Consider the following 22,187-nt stretch of genomic DNA (forward strand, 5'->3'; position numbering starts at 1 on the left):
TTTGCCATAAGCAAAATATTCATTATTAGCGTTTCAACACGCTATAAACTTGAACTGCGTGTTATAACGCAGTTGTTCATATTTTGCCATAAGCAAAATATTCATTATTAGCGTTTCAACACGCTATAAACTTGAACTGCGCGTCATAACGCCCAAAAAAATTAACTGCGTTGTAAACTAAATAATACCCTTGAGCTGTTTGTAGGTCAGATAAAAGGCAATTGGAAATCCCACAACAATTCCCGTTAGCTTTCCACCATATTCAAGGCCCAGAAAATCATCTGCCATAGCCCCCAGGAAAATACATATTCCCATGACGACTGCAAAGAAAACACCTACGCCCCCCAAAACACCAAAGGCCTTCAGAGCCTGAGCCAAGCCGCCGGCTTCTTTATCTTCATGCTCACTCTTGTTATTATTCGCCGCCTTCAAGTGTTTCACCTTCCTCTGCCCCTTGAAATATCAACAACACTTGAAATTATAGCAAATATTCCTCCATTATGAAATAATTCTGTTAAATTTATGAAAATAATTTCATACTAATGTTTTCATAATTTCTATTTATACTTTTATGCAAATGGGCAGGGCTGTTTTCTGTCGCGACGGTCATGGGCCTAAAACTTTTTGTCCTAATTAAATAGTGAAAAAAATCATAACTCGCTTCGCTCAAACAGATGATTTTTGTCACTAAAATAGATGTGCGGACAAAAGCGTTTCTTAACGACTCATGACCTAATTGCTCCAGTAAGCACCCCTGTCCTTATGTGCAATAACTGTGGGTGGCATGGAATAAGGACATGAAGCATGCGAAGCTCAAAATGACACATCCGTAATAAACTCATCGAAGCCACTGTGATGTGGCGGACGGTTACGAAGTCCGTCCATACCATCTTTAAGCCGATAAATAAATTGATGTGGCACTAGCGAAGAAAATGAATGGCCTATTCCATGACAGGACCCACATTGTAACAAATAAAAAAAGGACTACGAATAACGCAGTCCTAAAATTTATAAAATTATTTGGCCACGAAGCGGTCTGGCTTTGCATGGCCCTTTCCATATTTATGGAGAATGGCCTCCACAATACGGCGGGATGCCTGACCATCACCATAAGGGTTGCATGCCTCTGCCATACTGTTGTACTCGTTTTTATCAGTCAACAGCTTCTTGGCTTCCTCATATACAACCTTTTCATCAGTACCAATGAGCTTAACAGTACCTGCCTCCACGGCCTCAGGGCGTTCTGTGGTATCACGGAGTACCAGAACCGGCTTACCCAAAGCAGGTGCCTCCTCCTGAACTCCACCGGAGTCAGTAAGAATCATATAAGCTCTGTGCATAAGGTTGGCAAAAGGTTCATAGTCCAACGGATCAATGAGATAAACCTTGTCGTGGCCACCCAATTCTTCCTTAACTACCTCACGAACCTTCGGGTTCTTATGAACAGGGAAGACAATCTCCACATCCTCAAATTCCTCTGTGAGCTGACGCAGAGCCTTATATACGTTACGCATTGGTTCACCCAAATTCTCACGACGGTGGGTAGTAACCAAAATTATACGCTTATTCTTGTAGTCAATATTCTGAAGGGTCTCGTTTTCAAATACAAAATCCTCACGAACTGTCTTATGAAGAGCATCAATAACGGTGTTGCCAGTAACAAAAATACCCTCCTTATTGATGGATTCAGCCAAGAGATTGCTCTCGGAAGTATTAGTAGGTGCAAAGTGCATATCGGCGATGGAACCAGTGAGCTTGCGGTTCATTTCCTCCGGGAACGGTGAATACTTGTTATGAGTTCTCAGGCCTGCCTCCACGTGCCCAACAGCAGTCTGATGGTAATATGCCGCCAAAGCCCCGGCAAAGGTGGTGGTGGTATCACCATGCACCAGCACAATATCAGGCTTTTCCTTCTGCAACACCTTATCCAGGCCCATCATAGCCCTGGAGGTAATATCAAATAATGTCTGGCCGGCAGCCATAATATCCAGATCATAATCCGGTTTAATATGAAAAAGATTTAATACCTGATCCAGCATATCGCGATGCTGGGCAGTAACAGCCACCACTGGCTTAATCTCCTCAGGATGTTTGGCCAGCTCCAAAACTACAGGAGCCATTTTAATTGCTTCCGGACGGGTACCAAACACAGTCATTACTTTAATCTTTTTCCCCATCTTAATCCCCTTCCATATACGAGATAATTACGAATATATTTTAAGTATCAAGGATTCTTCATTCTAAGAATACCAAGTTTTTTTGCACCGAAAAATACCAGCAGAATAACTGCCACCACAATGGCAATAGCTATGCCGCCGGACACCTCATTAAGAAGGACGGCACTCAGTCCCAGCATGGCGCTGATAATATACATCAACAACACAGCCTGACGCTGGTTAAAGCCCATATCCAAAAGACGATGATGCAAATGTCCCTTGTCTGGCTTGAAAATAGGAACACCACCGCGATAACGGCGGATAATGGCAAAGGAGGTATCAAGAATTGGCACACCCAGAGCCAAAATAGGCACAATAAGGGCAATAGTCGCTGCACTCTTAACTGCACCAATTACAGAAATTCCCGCCAACACAAAACCCAGGAGCATACTGCCTGTATCTCCCATGAAAATCTTTGCCGGATTGAAATTGTACCAAAGAAATCCAATAGCTGCTCCGGCCAATGCTGCTGTAATAATAGTTACCAACACAAAAGCATTTTGTATAGCCACCAAAAGTATCGTAATGGAAGCAATAGTGGCCACACCAGCAGCCAAGCCGTCCAAGCCATCAATAAGATTAACCGTGTTGGTCAGACCCACAATCCAAAATAGGGTAGCTGGAATGGCAAAGTATTCAAGATAGAAATAATCTCCAAATGGATCCGCCACGAAATCAATCTGTACCCCAAAGGACACCAGAACTCCCGCAGCAACGATCTGTCCCAACAGCTTCACCTTAGGGGGAAGATTCTTATAGTCGTCCACCAAACCCAAGATAACAATCAGGGTAGCACCTATCAAAAGACCTATAACACCTGACTGCACATCCTCTGGCAGCATATCCAGCTGTAAAGTAGCCAGCACACCTGCCATAAAGGCAATGTAAATTCCTAAGCCTCCAATACGTGGAATAGGTTTTTTATGTACTTTTCTGGCATCCGGTGCATCCATGGCACCAGTTTTATCTGCAAATAAAATAACAGCTGGGGTAATCACTAATGATACCACCAAAGCTATAAGTAATGCCCAAACGAAATTTGGCATAAAAAGTCACCTGCTTTCTTTAGAACATACCAATTTTACTGCACTAAATACACTCTGTCAACAAGATAAGCAAGATGAAAGCATACGGGCTTTCATCAGCCCTTACACGAAATCTAAAGCTCATCTTCATCCTTCAGATTTGATTCACTAAGATTTCATAGTAAAAAGCAGGTATAAAGGAAAAAAATAGATGGGCATACTAGTGGAACAATTAGGGCATGCGTCGTTAAGAAACTTTTTTGTACGCTCCTAAATATTAGCGGGAAAAATCATTTGTTTGAGCGAGCCCTACAAGGGCAAAGCGAGTTATGATTTTTAACGCTATATAAATCGGACAAAAAGTTTTAGGGGCATGACCGACGTGACACTAAGGATGCACATCTATAAATTTACTTTATATCCTTTGGCTCTACTTCTACCACTGACCCGTCTGACTCAAGGTAAATAACTTTATCCAACATTGCATTTCTAAGCATACGCCTACAGAGAAGACATGGCTTGCCACTTGCCAGGGTTCCGTCTGCATTATAGCCCACAATATAGGCTGTGGCCCCCTTCATTTTCTCGGGATCACCATTAATAATGGCATTCTGCTCTGCATGGACAGCTACACACAGCTCATAATTCTGACCTGGCTTAATGCCCAGGCGCTGACGCTCACAAAGACCGGTATCAATACAGTTGGCCTCACCTCTAGGTGCACCATTATATCCTGTACTGATGATAATTTTATCCTTAACGATAATCGCCCCATATTTGCGTCTAAGACAGGTAGACCGTTTTCCTACTGCCTTGGAAATATCAAGAAAATACTCATTCCATTCCGGTCTCTTTGAAGCATCTGCCATTTCTGTTCCCCTTCTTTCATTTTATATTGCGTTCCTCTAAATATCTTCTTGCTAAAATAACCGCCACAAAATCATCCACTGGCTCCGGTGGCACCTGCATGCTGGTAGGTATTAGCTTACGCCACCCCTTTGGCGGCTTTACCTTCCAATATTCACCACGGGCCAGTTGGGTAGTATAGTACTCATCAACCTCCTCCAGCTGAAGCTCCGGGCACTCATTTTTTATACGTGCCTGTGCCTCACCGGAGGTGGTACCGTTACCAATTACAAGTATATCAGCTTCATAGTCTCTCTTCAAATTACTAATAATATTAGGCATGGAAGCCGTATCCACCACCCGCTGGTAAAGGACAGTACCATCTGTTGATAAAGCAGCTACACCACATTTATCCCGTCCCGGATCAACTGCCAAAATACTTTTTCCTATTAATTTCGTACTCAAAACAACTACTCCTATATATTATCAAGGGCAGATACTGATTGCCTTGAGCATTAAGTTTCGAGGCGTTAAAAAATACTTTTTTGCTAACTTACACAGCGAGAAAACATCCGTTGTTTGAGCGAAGCAACACAACTACTGTTATTGCGAAGCGAGTTCGGATTTTTCTTGCTGTTAATTATTATGCAAAAAATATTTTTAGCATCGAAGCTGAGCGAAAGGCAACAGTCTCTGCCCTATGTAAAATTATTCGAACAGTATTTTAAAATGCCCCTATGACCCCGGAGGCTATAATCTTCAGCCTTACCCGCAATGGCCCGAATACCTCGCATGCCCCCTTGGCGTAAGCATAAATCGTTGCCTTTCCACGAGCTGCTCTAAGGTCATTAATGGTATTATAAATTTCTTCACCCTCGATAATACCCACATTGCCGGAAATAGGATCAGGCAATACCCCCTTTTGGGTGGCAATGCCGTTAACCTCCTGAAGGAAGCTGGTTATTTCCGCATCCACTTCCTCCTCATTATTAACGTTTACATGGAGGCTCTTGGTAGCAATAAGCTCACCGTCATTGAACACCCGCTTATTGCGATAAAGCTGCAGCACTGTGCGAACATCCTCACCACGAACGAGATTGCCAATGGATACAATACGAACAACCATATCATCCTGACTTTCAGAAATAATCTGGGCTGCCTGTTCATAATCAGATTGTAAAATCCATATCTGCTTCTCCTGTTCTGTAGCCTTATCCCCCAGGCGACGGGCAATATTCTCTCTGGCCATATCTGTAAGCACACTCAAATCATTCATGATTTCCTCGGTGCTGCGGCTACACTTAACCACTCCACCAGACAGAACTTCACCGGCACGGAAGGTAATATCCCCTTCACGCATAATCTGAATACCTGTTGTCAGATAAGCATTTCTGTCCTCCAGCTGCTTATTATCGTCCGCCAGCTTGGCATTATCATCTGCCAGCCCCTGATTTTGTGAGGCCAAATTATTGTTTTCTGTCATCAGCTCGGCCTTGGCTGCTTCCAAAGCATCGTTGCCCCGTTGCAGCTCATCAGCTCTCTGCTCCAGCTCCCGACGTTGTTCTATAAGCTGATCTAAATCCTTGCGTGTCTGAGCCAAGGTTGCATCCGTCTTGGCCTGCTCTGCCTTGGAATTTTCCAGCTCCCTGGAAGCATAAGCCAGACGGTTTTCCGTTTCCGCCATAGTCTGACGGAGCTGCTCCATACCAAAAAGAGCAGTACGAACATTGTCAGAAACAGTGGTCATTACTGCCAGGGTCATGGTAGTAATACTGATACCTGTAAGAATTGTTACCAAAACAGAGGTATGCTTTGGTCTGAGCCCAAAAATAGTCAGTTTTTTCTTGCCGACCTTGGATCCCAGTCTATCACCAATAAAGGCTATGGCTCCGCCTACTACTACCAGAACCACAATCAAAAACAGACCATACACGGCGAAGTCACATCCCTTCAAAATCTATAAAAAAACGAAATAAATATTTAATGCATCTGTATTTTTTATTATTTGGAAGCCCTGTTCATAAGCCAGCCACCGGCAATAAGGCCTATAATATTAGGCAGCCATACAGCAATAATCGGTGGAACAGTACCACCCTGGGCAATGGCTCCGGCCATGGTCATTAAGCTGTAATAAATAAAAATAATTACTATACTTATTACGAAGCCACGGGAAGAGCTGTTGCGGTTTGGCTGCATACCTAAAGGAACGGCAACCAGGGTAAAAATAAGGCTTGCCATTGGAATAGTAACACGCTGATAAAGCTCCGTTTCCAGCTTGGCAGTATTTACATACTGGCTTTTCATTATTTCAATCTGAGCTGTCAGCTCTGCCATGGACATTTCCTCAGGCTTCTTCTGCTCACGGATAATTTCCTTTGGGCTTTCGTTTACAGGAAGCACTTGAGTATCGAAATGCATGGTATGGCGGGACTCTCCCTGAGATACATCATAAATTATTCCCTGATGCATGGTCCACTGATTATCCTTCCAGTCAGCGTATTCCGCATTTTCCACATGACTCAGCTCGCCCTTTTCGAAGGACTGCATGGTGATACCCAGCATCTGATTGGTAGTGGCATCATACTGACGGGCATAGATAAGGTTTTCAATATTGCCATTCTTTATGTCCTTAATAATGATATGCTCCTGGGATTGAGGTGCCAAATTTCCCTTAATCTCATAATTGAGCACATTACTATAGGCTTCATTTGACCATGGCACTACGTATTCACTGAAATAAACAGCAAATATGCTTACAAATGCCCCCAAAACAATAGCCGGTGCTGCAATACGGTAAAAGCTGATACCGCATGACTTCATGGCAGTTATTTCGCTATTTCCGGAAAGACGTCCAATGGTCAACAGGCCGGACAGCAGCATGGACATTGGGAAAGTCCAAATAACAACTCCTGGAAGACTCAACACGAAAATCTTGGCCACAGATGCCAGAGAGGCACCATATTCTGTGATATACTGTGCAATTCGGAACAAGGTTCCGGAACCGATAAATACGGCAGAAAATGCACATATACCAAATATAAAGGTCTTGAAAACCTCTTTAAATATGTATTTGTCTAATATTCTAATCTGCATCTTCTTACCTCAATTACAATGTGAAATCATTACCAAGATAGAATTTCTTGGCCAGCTCACTGTTTGCTATCGTATTGCTGTCACCCTCCAGGAGAATCTTGCCGTTATTAAGGATGTATGCCCTGTCAACGATATGCAGCGTTTCTCTTACATTATGGTCAGTAATGAGAATTCCCATACCGCGCTCCTGAAGATATTTGATAATTCCCTGAATATCCGCCACTGCCAATGGATCTACACCGGCAAAGGGCTCATCCAACAGAATAAACTGTGGCTCCAATGCCAGACAGCGGGCAATCTCCACGCGGCGACGCTCACCACCGGAAAGCTCTGTACCCAATCTGTCAATAACATGGGATACGTGGAATTCCTCCAGCAGCTCCTTCACCTTATTATGACGGGTAGCCTTATCCTTGATAGTCCCCTCCAGAATGGACATAATATTTTCCTCAACGGTCATATTGCGGAAAATAGATGCCTCCTGGGCCAAATAGCTGATACCCAGGCGTGAACGCTTATACATTGGCATATCACTGATTGGGAAATCAGACAAAAAAACCTCGCCGGAGGTTGGACGCTCCAAGCCTACAATCATATAGAACGTGGTGGTCTTGCCGGCACCATTTGGCCCCAGCAAGCCTACGATTTCCCCCTTGCTCACCTTGAGGGAAACACCATCCACAACATTTCGTTTTTTAAATGTTTTAACTAAATTTCTGGCCTCAATATGCAACTCAATAGACCTCCCAGTTACTTCACAGATGTCTTGCCGTCATCAGCCAAATATACGGTCAGTTTTTTGCTCTTCAGGGTATTGTTGTCCTGAACAGCCCAGGCATTGCCGGTTATAATAGCCTTGCCCTTTTCCTTGCCCCAATAATCTACCTGGTCACCACCAGCCTCCATGTTGTTCTTAGGGCTTACCATATAAGCATTACCATTACCTACAATGTGATCTTCCTTCATAAATCCACGGATCAGATCAGCTCTGAAGGTTCCATCCGCAGAAGTGATGCTACCACCGCTTGGAATCAGCACATACTCATCCTTTTGGAAATATTCCACCTTAGGCCCCATAAAATGCTTGTCAGCCTTGGTGCCGTTAACAGAACCTACGGCAATCATGTGGTCAGGACCATCAGTGGTTACCAAATCAGCAGTCACCCGCATATCCTCCTTGGTGGCCACCACATTGCCACGTACCTTACCCTCCTGGGTCTTGGAATTATATTCTGCATAATTACCGGTAACAGTGGCATTACCCTTGGTCATTACCACATTTCCCTTGGCAGAGGCCAGGCCACTTTCCATATCATATTCTACTTCCTCTGCATCAAGGGTTGCCGGCTCGTTGTTATCCGCTGCATAAATAGTGCCTGAAACCGCCATAGTAGCAATACCAGCCATAACAATTGCTTTTTTTATGTTTAATCTCATGCTCATAGCCTATTCTCCTATTCCTTTTTTCCCTTTTCCAAATGAGCCTTTCCAATGGCCTTAAACTTGGTAAAGCCATTAGTGCTCTCTATACGGTCACCGGATGCCTTTATATGCTCCTTTTCGTACTCAATTTTAGCGTCTCCCTTCATGGCCAGCATGTCCTTATCGGACAGCCACTCCACCTCCTTGCAGGAGAACTTGCCACCATCACTGGATTTTCCCTCCACTCCATCAATAATTTCCAAATGATGATCCTTTTCCTTGTAGATAGCCTTCGGTGCCTTCAACTCAACGATACGGCCATCCTCAAAATTATATACAGCCGTAACGTTTATGAGAGAGGCATCCTTGGTATCAATATCCATTTCTATATTTTCGGCAGTTACTGTCCAAATGATCTTACCGTTCTTTTCCTCGCTAATAGTATTGCCATCAAAATTAACAATACGCTGTGAGGGAGTATTTCCCTCATCAGGAGGCTCTGGTATTCCGTTTACAGCCCATACTATAAGGCATACCAGCAAAACTGTAAATATACCTGCCAAGGCCTTTCCTTTTTTATTCATTGTCAGTTACCTCTGATTTTACTATATGATGCTTGTGCACCTGCTGCTCAGGAGCTGTGTTCCAACGCTTTTGGAACCAAAGCCACTGAGTCGGATTTTCAATAATTATTTTCTCAAGAATTTTGGTCATTTTATAGGTTAAATTAAACAAATCCTTGTCGCTGTCCCCAGTATCTTCATAGCGAAGCACCTCACCAATAACGACCTTGTGATGGCCATCTGGCTGGCGAAGTATAAAGGCTGGCAAAATAGGAGAATTAAATTTTTTGGCAAATACCGCAGCTCCCATAGGAGTAGAAGCCGTCTTGCCCAAAAATTCAATAAAGGCACCACCAGGACCAGCATCCTGGTCTGCCAAAAATCCCAATATTCTCCCTTTTTTCAGTGCCTTGGCTGCTGCCAAAAGCTCACTGGTACCGCGGGAAAATATTTCTACGTTAATGGTTGCCCGCAAATCATTCAGGGCATTTGTATAATCCATGTTAGGCTGCTGCTTGGCAATGGCACTTACAGGCATATCATTCATGGTAAAGGCGGCAGACAACCACTCCCAATTACCTACATGACCTGTCAAAACCACAACACCATGCTTTTCTGCCAATGCCGCCTCCATCCTTTCAAGATGGTCAATTTCAATATGCTTTTTAAAATTATCCTTGTTAAGGGCAGGCATATACAGCACTTCAAAAAAATTGCGACCCATATTGATGAAGGACTCACGAACCAGCTTTTCAGCCTCTTCCTGAGATATTTTCAAAGACTCCCGCATCTGCTTTATCGCCAGATTTCTCTGTTTCTTTATTAACTTGTAATACAGGATGCCCAATCCCTTGCCCGCTGCCAACAACCAGCTATAAGGAGTTCTGCATGACACCCAGCTCAGAAACATAAGAAGCTTGTATACCATAAAAATCCAAATCTCCTATCCCTATTAAAAGAATACTTTTATTTACTGCCTTACACCGTCAACTACTTTTTTTCCGGTAAAGGTGCCCACAAGGGAATCCCATTTCCCCTGTTCCTTTAATATAAACTCAAGGATTTCCCGAACTGCCCCCTTGCCACCTGGATAGTCAGCCACCACCGTGGCCAAATCCTTAACCTCAGCTACAGCATCTCCCACACAACAGCCAAGGCCTGCCTGCTGAATAAGAGGAATGTCATTGATGTCATCTCCCACATAGGCAATCTCATCATCCTTAAGGGAGAATTTCAGCTTAAGCTCCTCATAAGCCCCACGCTTATCAACACACCCCTGATAAAGGGCATCAATCTTAAGCTCATTGGCACGCTTGGCCATAATTCTGGAGCTACGGCCGGTGATAATAGCGCTTTTAATATCCCCCTTATGAGCCATGGCAATACCCATACCATCCCGGGCAGAAAAAGCCTTCATGGCTTCCCCCTCAGGCCCCATATAGATACACCCATCCGTAAGGGTTCCATCCACATCAAAAATTATCAGCTTAATTTTCTTGGCAATTTCAGAAGCACCTTTTTTAGTTTTCATATTATACAACTCCCTGACGCAAAAGGTCTGTCAAATGCACAATACCAACTGGTTTATTATCAGCACTCACCACAGGCAAAACCGTAATTGGCCGTGGCTTATGCTTTTCCATAATACTTAAGGCAGATGCCGCCAGCTTCTCCTGGGTAATGGTATGAGGCTTCTTGGTCATAAGCTCCTCCACCGGCTCATCCAAAAACTGACTGCCCTTGGCTAAACAACGACGAATATCACCATCTGTTACCAATCCAATAAATTTACCATCATCATCCACCACAGACGTTGCCCCAAGGCCCTTATCCGTCATCATAAAAAGAGCTTCCTTGGCGGTGGCACTGTAGTGAATAATAGGATTGTCCTCACCGCTATGCATAACATTTTCCACAGTTAAAAGCAAACGCCGTCCCAGGGAACCGCCCGGATGGAAAAGGGCAAAGTCCTGTTTGGTAAAGTTTCTTGCTTCCAACAAAGCCACAGTAATGGCATCACCCATGGCCAAAGTAGCCGTGGTACTGGCAGTAGGAGCCAATCCCAAAGGACAAGCCTCCTTTTCAACACTGACATCAATAAAGAAATCAGCATTCCGGCCCAAAGCAGATTCCCTGCGACCTGACATGGCGATAATTTTGGCACCAATGCGCTTTACCACCGGCAGAATATTTACCACCTCAGTGCTTTCACCGCTGTTGGAAATAGCTATAACTACATCATCAGCTGTAACCATGCCCAAATCACCGTGAAACGCCTCAGCCGGGTGCATGAAAAAGGATGGTGTTCCTGTGCTGGCCAGACTGGCAGCAATCTTTCTGCCCACATGGCCGGACTTACCCATGCCCGTAATAATAACCCTTGCCTTGCACTCCAGTATACACTGAACTGCCTGGACAAATTCTTCATCAACATGATCAATCAGCTTCAATACTGAGTCCGCCTCAATACGAAGTGTCTCGATTGCAGAATCCTTAATCATTTAACAAAAGCCTCACAAAAATTACAACTGTTTTCTTACAATATCATGAATTGCAATGGCATCCGTCAAAAGCTCTTCCAGCTTGTCCAGATAAATCATATTAGGACCATCGCAGAGAGCCTCCTCCGGATTATCATGAACTTCCATAAAGAGAGCATCCACTCCTGCACCGACAGCAGCCCGTACCAGATTTGGCACATATTCACGGTTACCTGCCGAACAGGTACCGGCACCGCCTGGCAGCTGAACACTATGGGTACCATCAAAAACAACCGGGTAGCCGAAGGACCGCATAATAGGGAAAGCGCGCATATCCACAACCAAATTGTTGTAACCAAAGGTAGCACCACGCTCTGTCAGCATAATCTGCGAGCAGCCACCCTCATGGAGCTTGTCCACCACATTGCGCATATCTGCAGGGGCCATAAACTGACCCTTCTTTACATTAACAACAGCACCACTCTTGGCGGCAGTATAAAGCAAATCAGTCTGACGGCAGAGAAATGCCGGAATCTGAATTATATCTGCCACCTTGGCCACAGGCTTCACCTGCTCCTCGGTGTGAATATCAGTAACGATAGGCACCTGCAGTTCATCCTTAATATGCTGCAGCATTTCCAGTCCCTTCTTCAGACCAGGGCCTCTGAAACCGTTAAAGGAAGAACGGTTTGCCTTGTCAAAGGACGCCTTGAAAACGTACGGAATCCCCAGCTTGCCACAGATTTCCTTAATTGTGCGGCCAATCAGCAGACAACGGTCCATCTCCTCAAGAACACATGGACCAGCCAACAGAGCCAGCGGTTTGCCATTACCAATTTCAAATTTACCCACCTGAACAGTATTCATAATGCTACCACCCTTCTTCCTCAGGCATTTTGCCCATTTAAACGCTGTTTATATGCTTTATTGACTGCTTCCAAATCTTCCCTTGTATCCACTCCAACGAAATGGAAGTCAGTTTTGATAACCTTAATTTTATAGCCATTTTCCAAGGCCCTAAGCTGCTCCAAAGACTCAGTGGTTTCCAGAGGAGTAGGCTCCATTTTGGCGTAATGCAGCAGGAAATCCCGCTTGTAGGCATAAATACCAATGTGCTTATACACCGTTACTCCCGTATCCTCCCTTGGATAAGGCAGAACACTTCTGGAAAAATACAGTGCATAGCCATTTTTATCAGTAACAACCTTTACATTGTTAGGATTTTTTATATCCTCCGGATCTGTCATAGGCGACTTTACCGTGGCCATCTGCAAATCAGGAGCATCATCAAAGGCTGCTGCCAATTCATCAATAAGAGAAGGCTCAATCATAGGCTCATCACCCTGAACATTGATAATAAGCTCTGCCTCGGGATGAGCTGCTGCCACCTCTGCCAAACGGTCGGTGCCCGTTGGGTGGTCCTTGGCTGTCATCATGGCCTTACCACCGTTTTTAACCACAGCATCGTATACCCGCTCATCATCTACAGCCGCAATAACACCTGTAAGGCGCTTTGCCTTGGCTGCCTGCTCATAAACTCTGGAAATCATAGGCTTTCCACATATATCCGCCAAGGGCTTCCCCGGAAGACGGGTAGATGCAAAACGCGCCGGAATAACACAAAGTGTATTCATTGACATATCAGCCTCTCTTTATTAATTAGACTTATGCTGCTCCAGCTTTTCAGCAATTTTTCTCTGCAGCATCTCTTCAAATTCATCCTTGCCATTCTGAAGTACCACTTCGACAGTGAGAATAAGCACCGGAATCTGCTTTTCATCAGGCACCGCCGCCAAAAATTCCATTGGCAGCTTAACAGCATCCTTTTCAGTGGTTACAATGGCCTCGGCCCCCTGACGGACAGCCTGCTCCATAGCATCCACCATTTCCTCCTGGGTGTATTCGTGATGGTCCGGAAAACGGAAGCTCTCAATGATTTCCGCCCCCGCACTGGCCACCGTCTGCTCAAAGGACGCAGGATTGCCAATGGCGGAAAGGGCCACCACTTTCTTATCTTTAATGGCAGAAATGGACATTCCCTCACTGGCCACGTTGCGTTTCCAATCACACAGCTCAATACAGGACTGAGGATGGTGAATACTTTCCACTACAGTAGGATTACTGCCATATTTGGCAATCTGATCCCTAATATATTTCTTAAACCCTGGCAACCCCTGGTCCACCTTGGTCATAAGACATACATCTGCACGCTCCAAATGGGTAATAGGCTCACGGAGAGTACCCCTTGGCAGTACATGCCCGTTACCAAAAAGATTTACGGAATCAATAAGCACCACATCAAGGTCACGGGCCAGCTTCCAATGCTGGAAGCCATCATCAAGAATTGCCACCTCGGCACCAAAGTGTTCGATTGCATACTGACCTGTTTTATAACGGTCACGGCCAATCAGCACCGGCACCTCAGGCAAATGCTTGGCCAACATATAGGCCTCATCACCGGCCTGATCGGCCTCCATATAAATATGGTTGCCATCAGATACAAGACCGACTTCTCCCTGCCACTTGGCACGATATCCCCGGTTAAGGATTACCACCTTATAGCCCATATCACGAATATACTTGGCCAGACGCTGGGCTGTAGGGGTCTTACCAGTACCGCCTACAGTAATATTACCAAGGCTGATTACAAAACAGCCCAGCTTGTTTGTCTTCAAAATTCCAAACTTATAGCTATCCAGCTTTAAGTTTACAAGCATACTGTAAACCTTGGAAAGGATAAACAATATTGCCATTACACAGCGGGTAAAGAAGCCCTGTGGTTCCTTATTATGGATAATCTGCATGAAATAGGTCTGGAAGTTTTCCAATTTATCAGTGGCCTTGACCTTGTTCATTTCCACCTTGGCAAGGAGATCATTAAGGATCACTGCCGTTCTATGGGCTGCCCCCTTGTTTTCCTTACAAATGGCCAAGGTTTCTGCTTCCATACGATGACGCTCCTCATCATCCCTAAAGAGATGCAGGGCCTCCACCGCCAAATCATCTCCTGACTTAACGGTAATTACAGCATCGCGTTTCTTAAAAAGTACATGTGTATCCTTGAAGTTCTGCATATTTTCTCCCACAATAATAGCCTTTCCGTGGGCCGCAGGCTCCAATATGTTATGACCCCCGTGAGGAATCAAGGTACCACCAACAAAAATAACATCACCTACGCTGTACATCTTTCCCAGCTCACCAATGGTGTTAAGAATAACCACATCATGATCAGTGGTAAAATTCTCCTGCAGCTGGGTTCTGGTTACAGCCTTAAAGCAATATTCGTCGCAAAGCTCCAATATGGCGTTTGTACGAAGAATGGCCCGGGGAGCTATTACCAGCTTTGCCTTGGGATAAATACGGCGTATTTCATTAAAGGCCCTTAACACATGCTCCTCTTCCCCCTTATGGGTGGAACCGGCCAAAAATACCCCCTGATTATCCTTAAGCCCCAGCTCCAACAGCAGGTTATGCTTTTCCTCGGGACTAACATCAGTGTAAGTCTGGTCAAACTTGGTATTACCGGTAACAGTTACCAGATCAGGGTCAGCCCCCAGCTTTAAAATATTTTCCGCGTCCACATTGGACTGCATGGCAAATACCTTAATGGAGCTGAGAATTTCATCCCAAAGACCCATCATATAACGATAGCTTTTAGCACTCTTGTCACTGATTCGGCCATTAACCATAAGCACTGGTATATCCAGCTTTTTGCAGGCCCTGAGGAAATTAGGCCAAAGCTCAGTTTCCACCGGCATGAAAACCCGTGGACGGACTCTATACAAAAGATTGGCTGAGAGCCAAGGTAAATCGAAAGGAAAGTGAATTATACTGTCCGCATCCTTAATGATGCGGTTAGCCATTTCATAGCCACTGTTTGTAAATACAGATACTAGTATAGGACTCTGAGGAAATTCCTTGTGAAATTCCTTGATCAGGGGACTGGCCGCCACAATCTCACCAACAGAAGCAGCGTGAACCCATATACAATTTTTGCGGGCAACCTTGTCCAGGGCATGCTTGGGCAAAAATCCCAGCTGCTGTTTGATTCGTTCCACGAATCCCTTTTCCCGGACTCCCCGAATGCAGAATACCGGTATCATCAAAATGACCACCAGTACACCTACAATATTGTACACTAAATGGAGCATAGAATAGTTTTCTCCTCAAAAATACCAATAGTTATGCATTACTGTTGCGGAACTGGATGTTGTAAAGATTACTGTAAAGGCCACCCTTGGCCAGCAGTTCCTCATGGGTACCATGCTCAATAACATGGCCGTTTTCCACTACAAAAATCTGATCTGCATTAAATATAGTAGACAGGCGATGGGCAATAACAAAGGAGGTTCTCCCCACCATCAGCTTGTCCAAAGCATCCTGTACAATTTTCTCACTTTCTGTATCAAGGGCAGAGGTGGCCTCATCCAAAATCAAAACCCGAGGATTTTTCAATATGGCTCTGGCAATGGCCAAACGCTGGCGCTGACCGCCAGACAGATTCAACCCCCGCTCACCAATCTTGGTGTTATAGCCCTCAGGCAGCTCCTGAATAAACTCGTCGGCATTGGCAGCCTTGGAGGCCTCGATGATTTCCTCGTCTGTGGCATCCAACCGTCCATAACGGATATTTTCCATTACTGTGGTGCTGAAAAGCATGGTTTCCTGCGGCACCAGACCGATTTGCTCGCGAAGAGAATCAGTGGTAACCTCCCGCACATCATAGCCATCAATGGAAATTGACCCGGAATCTATATCATAAAATCTAGGTATCAAATTAGCAATAGTTGATTTACCGCTGCCGCTTGGTCCCACCAGGGCAATCATCTGGCCTGGCTCCGCCGTAAGACTCACATTGGAAAGAGCCGCCTGCCCCTCCTTATAGGAGAAGGTAACATTATCGAATACCACCTTGCCCTCTATCTTAGGAAGAACCTTGGAATCAGGACCATCCTTAATCTGCTCGTCCATATCCATAACGTCAAATACGCGCTCTGCTGCTGCCATAGCCTTTTGAATTGCACCATAAACACGGCTAAGACGCTTTACAGGATTTGCCAGATTAACGGCATAGGTAAGAAATGCCACCAGTTCACCGGCGGTAATGGTTTCGTTAACAACCTCATAGCCACCGAACCACACGATGAAGGTTACAGCCACAGCTGCCAAAAACTCCACAGTTGGGGTAAGCAAGCTCATGAGCTTAACGTTCTTCATGGCAGCCTGAAAATTCAGCACATTCTGATGCTCAAAGCGCTTAATTTCATAGGCCTCACGAACAAAGGACTTAACCACCCTGATGGCTGCTATACTTTCCTGAAGCATGGAAGTAATATCCGCCATACGCTCCTGAATAAGAGACCCGGAGGATTTCAGCTTACGGCCAAAAATCTTCATGGCGTAACCCACCAAAGGAATGGTCATCAAAGTCAATAAGCTGAGGCGCCAATCCAAATAAACCATCATTACCAGAGACCCCACCAGTATAGAAGCCTCTGTAACCATCTCAATCAGGTTATTTACAATGGCACTCTGCATGGCTGCTACATCGTTGGTAATATAGCTCATTACAGTACCAGTCTGTTGCTTATCATAGTAGGAAAGAGGCATTTTCTGAAACTTGCGGAACAAAATGCTGCGCACATCGATAATAACCTTCTCGCCCACATACGAAACCAAATAACTCTGGCCGTAATAAAATACACCTCTAATGAACATTACTACCAATATACCAAGGGCAATAAGGTTCAGCATGTACATATCCCTTTCCATGAGCACCTTATCAATCATATCCTTGATAATCCATGGAAGATACAAATTGGCTCCTGCAGCCATTATAATGCAAAATACTGCCGCCACCAGTCTTCTGGTATATGGCTTTATATACATAAGCAAACGCTTATAATTCTTCATTTACTAACTAACCTCCAGGCGACCTTTACCATATCTCTCTGCCGCCGCTAAAATTTTCTCTGCAACTCTGCCTGCTGCCCCTGGCTTTCCCAGTTTGGACACAGCCTCCCTCAGTCCATCAAGAACCTTATTGCGAAAGCCTTCTTCAGCATAGTATTTCCTTGCTTCGGTAAAAATTCTCTCCCCTATAACCTCATCCTGCAAAAGCTCCCTTTGCACCTGACGCCCCACTAAAATATTGGGCAGAGTAAAGAATTCAATGTCCACCAGCAGCTTGCCAATGGCGTAATTTAAAGGTGCCATTTTATAAAGGCATACACATGGAAGCCCCAAAAGAGCCGCCTCCATAACCACAGTACCAGAAGTAGCAATGGCAAACTCCCCGATACTCATAAGATCATAATTCTTATCCTCAGTATAGTGAATATTCACACTATACTTGGAGGCGATATCTGTAATCAGCCTTTTGCCGATACCCGGTGCCACCGGCAAATAAAACTCCAGGCTGTCATTTTCCTGCTTTAAAAGCTCAGCTGCACTAAGCATAGCCGGCAACAGCATATTAATCTCCTGCTTGCGGGAGCCCGGCAACAAAATTACGGGGCTTTTGCCTTCGGCTACCCCAAAGTATTCTCTGGCCTCCGACTTGGTCAAACTTGGCTTAACCGTATCCACCAAGGGATTGCCATTGAAGGAAATATTGGCTCCTGCCGCCTCATATACAGGCAATTCAAAGGGGAATATCGCTGCAAATTCATCGGCAATGGCGGCACATTTCCTGGCACGGCCCTTACGCCATGCCCAAGCCGATGGGGGAATGTAAGAAAATACCGGTATCCCCATAGCCTTGGCTTTTTTTGCCAGCCGCCAATTAAAATCCGGATAATCTATCAGCACCAGAATGTCAGGCTTCTCCTCCTTCATGAAAGCCTCCAGCTTATCCAAAAGAGCGAATATCCTGCGAAGGTTTTTTATAACCTCCCAAACGCCCATAATACTGTATTCACGCATATCAGAGCACAATCGAACACCTGCTGACGCCATTTTGGGACCACCGAAGCCGATAAGCTCAGCCTCAGGACATTTTTCCAAAACGGCCCTGGCAAGGCTCTCACCATGCACATCCCCAGAGGGTTCTCCAGCAGAAAACATTATTTTCATTGTAGCCCCCCTTTAAAAATATGCATAAAAATCCATTAAAAAAGCATTACAATATATTATAACGCAATTGTTCAAATTTTGCCACAGGCAAAATATTCCGCTTAGCGTTTCCCTAAAGGACTAGGCTGCGCCGTCGCAACGTGCCATTTATCAAACACGTTATCGCATATTTTATTCTTACATACAACACAAAAGGGACCGAAATCTTCCAGTCCCTAAAATATTCTCCACGATATTTTATTCCATAACAGCGATGGCAATATCATTGGCATCCGCCATCTCAATGACCTTTGCCCTATCCACCAGCAATGTTCTGCCAGCTTCAATTACCAAGGCCTTGGCCCCCACAGAAATCATGCTTTCAAGAGTAGTGGTGCCCACAGCAGGAACATCAAAACGCAAATCCTGATTTGGCTTTGCCACCTTAGCCACCACGGCACCACCACGAGCCAACTCGCCACCCCGGCGAATGCAGGCATCAGTGCCTTCAATTGCTTCCAGTGCCATAACCCCCAGCTGCTTAACCACAGCAGTCTGTCCCACATCCAGACGACCAATTTCCCGGGCCATCTCCATGCCGAACTTCATATCCTTAATTTCCTCATCAGTAGGCTGTCTCCTGGTAAGGACCCCCACCTCCGGCATTAATGACTTAATAAGGGCTGTCTGATCAAAGGCCTCAAGATTATCCTTGGCCAATTCTTTGATAAAGGCCAGCATCAAAGTATCGTCCTTGCGATCAGGCAAAGTAAATATCAAAGAGAGCATTCTCAAATCAGGCTGAACGTGCTGCCCACTGTATAGGATTTCCTTGGTAACCTTGCCAATCATTGTTACCTTCTGAACCCCATTTTCCTTCAGATAGTCAATGATAGCCTGCAGCTGAGCCACATTAATATCCTTATAGCCCGCAGTACAGCCTTTCAGCTCCTCATCAACCCCGGGAACCAGCCCCACACAGTATACCTCATAGCCCATAGCCTTGGCAGCCATTGCACATTCCACCGGCAATCTGCCCACACCGGCCAAAAGACCAATCTTTTCCATACTCGTCCTCCGATATTATCCCTCAGAGCCATCACCAGCCTTGGAGCTGTGCTTAACATTCGGACGGCAAATCCCCCGGTCCGCGTTTCTGAGGAAGTTTAACAAATGCTCAATTTCTTCACAGGAATCAACCTGCTCCTCTATGGCCTCAATGGCCTCCGGCAAACGAAGCCCTGAGCGATACAGGAATTTATACGCCTGCTTTATCTTGCTGCGGTTCTCAGCGCTAATGCCCGCTCTGGACATACCCACGCTATTAAGACCACAAGCCCTTGCAGGGGAACCATCCACAATAGTGAACGGAACAATGTCATGAATATTACGGGACATACCGCTAACCATGGCATTACGGCCAATGCGCACAAACTGATGCACACCTGCCATACCACCGATAACAGCCCTGTCCTCTACAATTACATGGCCAGCCACCATAGCAGCATTAGCCATTACGATATTGTTGCCTAAAATACAGTTGTGAGCCACATGAACGTAGGCCATCAGCAGACAGTCATCACCAATACGGGTAACCTCATCCTCACCACAGGCACGGTGAATGGTGCAGAACTCATGGATTTTGGTACGATCACCGATTTCCACAAAGCTGCGCTCCCCCTTAAATTTAAGGTCCTGTGGCTCCTCGCCAATGGAGGCTCCCTGGAAAATATGGCAATCCTGACCAATCTTGGTCCAGCCAGTAATAACAACGTTAGGACCTATCTCTGTACCGTCACCAATCTCTACATGTTCACCAATAACCGTAAATGGCCCGATTTTAACATTTTTTCCCAGCTTTGCATTGGGATGAACCACGGAAAACTTATGTATATCAGCAACAGAATTATTATTATCTGTCATAAAAAATTACACTCCTTTAGTATGCCCGCAGGGCCTAAAACAGTCCAAACTTACTGCTATAATGTATAAGTCATGGAACAGCCCCATCTTACTACATCTGATTTTCGCTCATTTTTCACGATTTTCGGGCAAATACTAAATCTTCTCTCTATTTTTCTGCTTTTTTCTCCTAAATTACTCATTTACCGGCTGTTGAAGAGCAAAGGTAAAATCTCCCTGAGCGGCAAAAACACCATCTACAAAGGACTCAGCGTGAAGTCTGCCATAATCCCCATGAACCTTCATCAGCTCAGCCTTCATCACCAGCTGATCGCCTGGCACAACAGGCTTCTTAAACTTAATGTTGTCCATGCCACCGAAAAGGGCAATCTTACCGCGATTTTCCTCAGGATAAAGCATAGCAATGCCACCTACCTGGGCCATGGCCTCAAGAATAAGCACTCCCGGCATAATAGCCTGATGAGGGAAATGACCGCGGAACTGTGGTTCATTATAGGTAACATTCTTAATGCCAGTGGCAGACTTAAATGGATCAATCTCAATAATACGGTCAACCAATAAAAATGGTGCGCGATGTGGCAAAATTTTCTTGATTTCATCGATTTCCAATACCATATTAATACCTTCTTCCTTTACCAACTAAATTTAACTATATTTCTAAAATTTCTTACTTGCAAAATTTCTCAGCCAAATGCTTGGACATGGTTGTGTTCAAGGCATGACCTGATTTTACGGCAATAAAATGCCCCCTGATGAAGCCTGCCAGCCTAAGATCTCCCACAATATCCAAAATCTTGTGGCGAACCAGCTCATCCGGATATCTCAGTTCATTCATCCAGCCCTGATCATTATAGACAATCACATTTTCCATGGTACCGCCTAATCCCAAGCCCATTTTACGTAGGGCTTCCACCTCTGCCTCATAGGCAATAGTTCTGGCAGCTCCCACCTCTTTGATATACTCCTCAGTGGTAATTTCATAGTCACCATACTGAATACCAATAAGAGGATGAGGATTAATGGAAGTGAAGCTTACCCTGAAGCCATCATAAGGCACAGCCAGAATAAATTTGTCACCATCATCCACACGATACAGCTTATCAATAATTATTTCCTGACGTGGAGCCTCCAGCTCCTTTATGCCGGCCTTGCTAATAAGCTCGCAAAAAACCTTTGAACTGCCGTCCGCCACCGGTGGCTCCTCAGAGTCAATAAGCACACGGCAATTATCTATTTTCATTGCATTAAATGCAGACATGAGATGCTCAATAGTGAACATCTTGATGCCATTATCTTCAATCGTAGTAGCCCTGAGTGTAGAAGTAACATTTGCTGCCTTGGCCTCCACCTGCGGTGACCCGTCCAGATCGTTTCTCACAAAAACGATACCCGTATCCGCCTTCGCCGGCTGCAAGGTCATATGTACATCTACACCAGAATGCAACCCCACTCCCACAAAACTAATTTCGGAGTTAAGGGTAGTCTGTTTTATCAAATTCAGCCCTCCTTGATAGAATATGCCACTTAAAATGACACAATACTTCATTTTCAATTATACAAAATAAT

General features: G+C 44.9%; 22 protein-coding genes. All 22 read right to left on the bottom strand.

What is annotated here, in order from left to right:
* Positions 1–177 precede the first annotated feature (177 nt).
* Entirely contained in the window at positions 178–441 is a 264-nt protein-coding gene (locus ACKI5G_RS04680) for an ATPase F0F1 (protein WP_407398108.1), read from the bottom strand.
* A gap of 575 nt (positions 442–1,016) precedes the next feature.
* Positions 1,017–2,177, bottom strand: a complete 1,161-nt coding sequence (gene wecB / locus ACKI5G_RS04685) for a non-hydrolyzing UDP-N-acetylglucosamine 2-epimerase (protein ID WP_407398110.1) — start codon at positions 2,175–2,177, stop codon at positions 1,017–1,019.
* 47 nt (positions 2,178–2,224) lie between these two features.
* Positions 2,225–3,262: a glycosyltransferase family 4 protein gene (locus tag ACKI5G_RS04690; protein WP_407398112.1), complete on the bottom strand. Its 1,038-nt coding sequence runs from the start codon at positions 3,260–3,262 to the stop codon at positions 2,225–2,227.
* A 389-nt stretch (positions 3,263–3,651) separates the two neighbouring features.
* The gene (locus ACKI5G_RS04695) at positions 3,652–4,110 is read right to left on the bottom strand and encodes a dCMP deaminase family protein (RefSeq protein ID WP_027397634.1); all 459 of its coding nucleotides are present in this window, start codon (positions 4,108–4,110) and stop codon (positions 3,652–3,654) included.
* Between the two features lie 16 nt (positions 4,111–4,126).
* Entirely contained in the window at positions 4,127–4,552 is a 426-nt protein-coding gene (locus ACKI5G_RS04700) for a pre-16S rRNA-processing nuclease YqgF (protein ID WP_407398114.1), read from the bottom strand.
* 259 nt (positions 4,553–4,811) lie between these two features.
* Positions 4,812–6,020, bottom strand: coding sequence for a DUF3084 domain-containing protein (locus ACKI5G_RS04705; protein ID WP_407398116.1), 1,209 nt, complete (start codon positions 6,018–6,020; stop codon positions 4,812–4,814).
* A gap of 68 nt (positions 6,021–6,088) precedes the next feature.
* Positions 6,089–7,180, bottom strand: coding sequence for an LptF/LptG family permease (locus ACKI5G_RS04710; RefSeq protein WP_407398118.1), 1,092 nt, complete (start codon positions 7,178–7,180; stop codon positions 6,089–6,091).
* 13 nt (positions 7,181–7,193) lie between these two features.
* A complete protein-coding gene (gene lptB / locus ACKI5G_RS04715; protein ID WP_407398120.1) occupies positions 7,194–7,913 on the bottom strand; it encodes an LPS export ABC transporter ATP-binding protein in 720 nt (239 codons plus the stop codon).
* Between the two features lie 17 nt (positions 7,914–7,930).
* Positions 7,931–8,623, bottom strand: coding sequence for an LptA/OstA family protein (locus ACKI5G_RS04720; RefSeq protein ID WP_407398122.1), 693 nt, complete (start codon positions 8,621–8,623; stop codon positions 7,931–7,933).
* A gap of 11 nt (positions 8,624–8,634) precedes the next feature.
* Positions 8,635–9,186: an LPS export ABC transporter periplasmic protein LptC gene (gene lptC / locus ACKI5G_RS04725; RefSeq protein WP_407398124.1), complete on the bottom strand. Its 552-nt coding sequence runs from the start codon at positions 9,184–9,186 to the stop codon at positions 8,635–8,637.
* A complete protein-coding gene (locus ACKI5G_RS04730; RefSeq protein WP_407398126.1) occupies positions 9,179–10,093 on the bottom strand; it encodes a lysophospholipid acyltransferase family protein in 915 nt (304 codons plus the stop codon). Before ACKI5G_RS04730 ends, lptC begins: the two co-directional genes overlap by 8 nt.
* 42 nt (positions 10,094–10,135) lie before the next feature.
* Complete coding sequence (locus ACKI5G_RS04735) at positions 10,136–10,696, bottom strand: KdsC family phosphatase (protein WP_407398128.1); 561 nt, start codon at positions 10,694–10,696, stop codon at positions 10,136–10,138.
* Position 10,697: 1 nt separating this feature from the next.
* Positions 10,698–11,666 (bottom strand): SIS domain-containing protein, encoded by a 969-nt coding sequence (locus tag ACKI5G_RS04740; protein ID WP_407398130.1) that lies wholly within the window; start codon positions 11,664–11,666, stop codon positions 10,698–10,700.
* Positions 11,667–11,687: 21 nt separating this feature from the next.
* The gene (kdsA, locus tag ACKI5G_RS04745; protein ID WP_407398132.1) at positions 11,688–12,512 is read right to left on the bottom strand and encodes a 3-deoxy-8-phosphooctulonate synthase; all 825 of its coding nucleotides are present in this window, start codon (positions 12,510–12,512) and stop codon (positions 11,688–11,690) included.
* Between the two features lie 20 nt (positions 12,513–12,532).
* The gene (gene kdsB, locus ACKI5G_RS04750) at positions 12,533–13,279 is read right to left on the bottom strand and encodes a 3-deoxy-manno-octulosonate cytidylyltransferase (RefSeq protein ID WP_407398168.1); all 747 of its coding nucleotides are present in this window, start codon (positions 13,277–13,279) and stop codon (positions 12,533–12,535) included.
* 21 nt (positions 13,280–13,300) lie between these two features.
* Positions 13,301–15,796, bottom strand: a complete 2,496-nt coding sequence (gene lpxK / locus ACKI5G_RS04755; RefSeq protein WP_407398134.1) for a tetraacyldisaccharide 4'-kinase — start codon at positions 15,794–15,796, stop codon at positions 13,301–13,303.
* 31 nt (positions 15,797–15,827) lie between these two features.
* Positions 15,828–17,558, bottom strand: coding sequence for a lipid A export permease/ATP-binding protein MsbA (gene msbA / locus ACKI5G_RS04760; RefSeq protein ID WP_407398136.1), 1,731 nt, complete (start codon positions 17,556–17,558; stop codon positions 15,828–15,830).
* Between the two features lie 3 nt (positions 17,559–17,561).
* Positions 17,562–18,719, bottom strand: a complete 1,158-nt coding sequence (lpxB, locus tag ACKI5G_RS04765) for a lipid-A-disaccharide synthase (RefSeq protein WP_407398138.1) — start codon at positions 18,717–18,719, stop codon at positions 17,562–17,564.
* Positions 18,720–18,956: 237 nt separating this feature from the next.
* Positions 18,957–19,766 carry an LpxI family protein gene (locus ACKI5G_RS04770; RefSeq protein ID WP_407398140.1) on the bottom strand — a complete coding sequence of 270 codons (810 nt, stop codon included), beginning with the start codon at positions 19,764–19,766 and terminating at the stop codon, positions 18,957–18,959.
* A 15-nt stretch (positions 19,767–19,781) separates the two neighbouring features.
* Positions 19,782–20,621 (bottom strand): acyl-ACP--UDP-N-acetylglucosamine O-acyltransferase, encoded by an 840-nt coding sequence (gene lpxA / locus ACKI5G_RS04775; RefSeq protein WP_407398142.1) that lies wholly within the window; start codon positions 20,619–20,621, stop codon positions 19,782–19,784.
* A 174-nt stretch (positions 20,622–20,795) separates the two neighbouring features.
* Positions 20,796–21,236: a 3-hydroxyacyl-ACP dehydratase FabZ gene (gene fabZ, locus ACKI5G_RS04780; protein WP_407398144.1), complete on the bottom strand. Its 441-nt coding sequence runs from the start codon at positions 21,234–21,236 to the stop codon at positions 20,796–20,798.
* Between the two features lie 52 nt (positions 21,237–21,288).
* A complete protein-coding gene (gene lpxC, locus ACKI5G_RS04785; protein ID WP_407398146.1) occupies positions 21,289–22,116 on the bottom strand; it encodes a UDP-3-O-acyl-N-acetylglucosamine deacetylase in 828 nt (275 codons plus the stop codon).
* Positions 22,117–22,187: the final 71 nt, after the last annotated feature.

The sequence above is a fragment of the Anaerovibrio sp. genome (assembly GCF_045637405.1).
Taxonomy (GTDB): Bacteria; Bacillota; Negativicutes; order Selenomonadales; family Selenomonadaceae; genus Anaerovibrio.

Bases quoted from the DNA above. Each gene is read 5' to 3' on its own strand.
- wecB (WP_407398110.1), bottom strand. From the start codon at position 2,177: ATGGGGAAAAAGATTAAAGTAATGACTGTGTTTGGTACCCGTCCGGAA.
- ACKI5G_RS04690 (WP_407398112.1), bottom strand. From the start codon at position 3,262: ATGCCAAATTTCGTTTGGGCATTACTTATAGCTTTGGTGGTATCATTA.
- ACKI5G_RS04695 (WP_027397634.1), bottom strand. From the start codon at position 4,110: ATGGCAGATGCTTCAAAGAGACCGGAATGGAATGAGTATTTTCTTGAT.
- ACKI5G_RS04710 (WP_407398118.1), bottom strand. From the start codon at position 7,180: ATGCAGATTAGAATATTAGACAAATACATATTTAAAGAGGTTTTCAAG.
- ACKI5G_RS04720 (WP_407398122.1), bottom strand. From the start codon at position 8,623: ATGAGCATGAGATTAAACATAAAAAAAGCAATTGTTATGGCTGGTATT.
- lptC (WP_407398124.1), bottom strand. From the start codon at position 9,186: ATGAATAAAAAAGGAAAGGCCTTGGCAGGTATATTTACAGTTTTGCTG.
- ACKI5G_RS04730 (WP_407398126.1), bottom strand. From the start codon at position 10,093: ATGGTATACAAGCTTCTTATGTTTCTGAGCTGGGTGTCATGCAGAACT.
- ACKI5G_RS04735 (WP_407398128.1), bottom strand. From the start codon at position 10,696: ATGAAAACTAAAAAAGGTGCTTCTGAAATTGCCAAGAAAATTAAGCTG.
- ACKI5G_RS04740 (WP_407398130.1), bottom strand. From the start codon at position 11,666: ATGATTAAGGATTCTGCAATCGAGACACTTCGTATTGAGGCGGACTCA.
- kdsA (WP_407398132.1), bottom strand. From the start codon at position 12,512: ATGAATACTGTTCAGGTGGGTAAATTTGAAATTGGTAATGGCAAACCG.
- kdsB (WP_407398168.1), bottom strand. From the start codon at position 13,279: ATGAATACACTTTGTGTTATTCCGGCGCGTTTTGCATCTACCCGTCTT.
- lpxK (WP_407398134.1), bottom strand. From the start codon at position 15,796: ATGCTCCATTTAGTGTACAATATTGTAGGTGTACTGGTGGTCATTTTG.
- msbA (WP_407398136.1), bottom strand. From the start codon at position 17,558: ATGAAGAATTATAAGCGTTTGCTTATGTATATAAAGCCATATACCAGA.
- lpxB (WP_407398138.1), bottom strand. From the start codon at position 18,719: ATGAAAATAATGTTTTCTGCTGGAGAACCCTCTGGGGATGTGCATGGT.
- ACKI5G_RS04770 (WP_407398140.1), bottom strand. From the start codon at position 19,766: ATGGAAAAGATTGGTCTTTTGGCCGGTGTGGGCAGATTGCCGGTGGAA.
- lpxA (WP_407398142.1), bottom strand. From the start codon at position 20,621: ATGACAGATAATAATAATTCTGTTGCTGATATACATAAGTTTTCCGTG.
- fabZ (WP_407398144.1), bottom strand. From the start codon at position 21,236: ATGGTATTGGAAATCGATGAAATCAAGAAAATTTTGCCACATCGCGCA.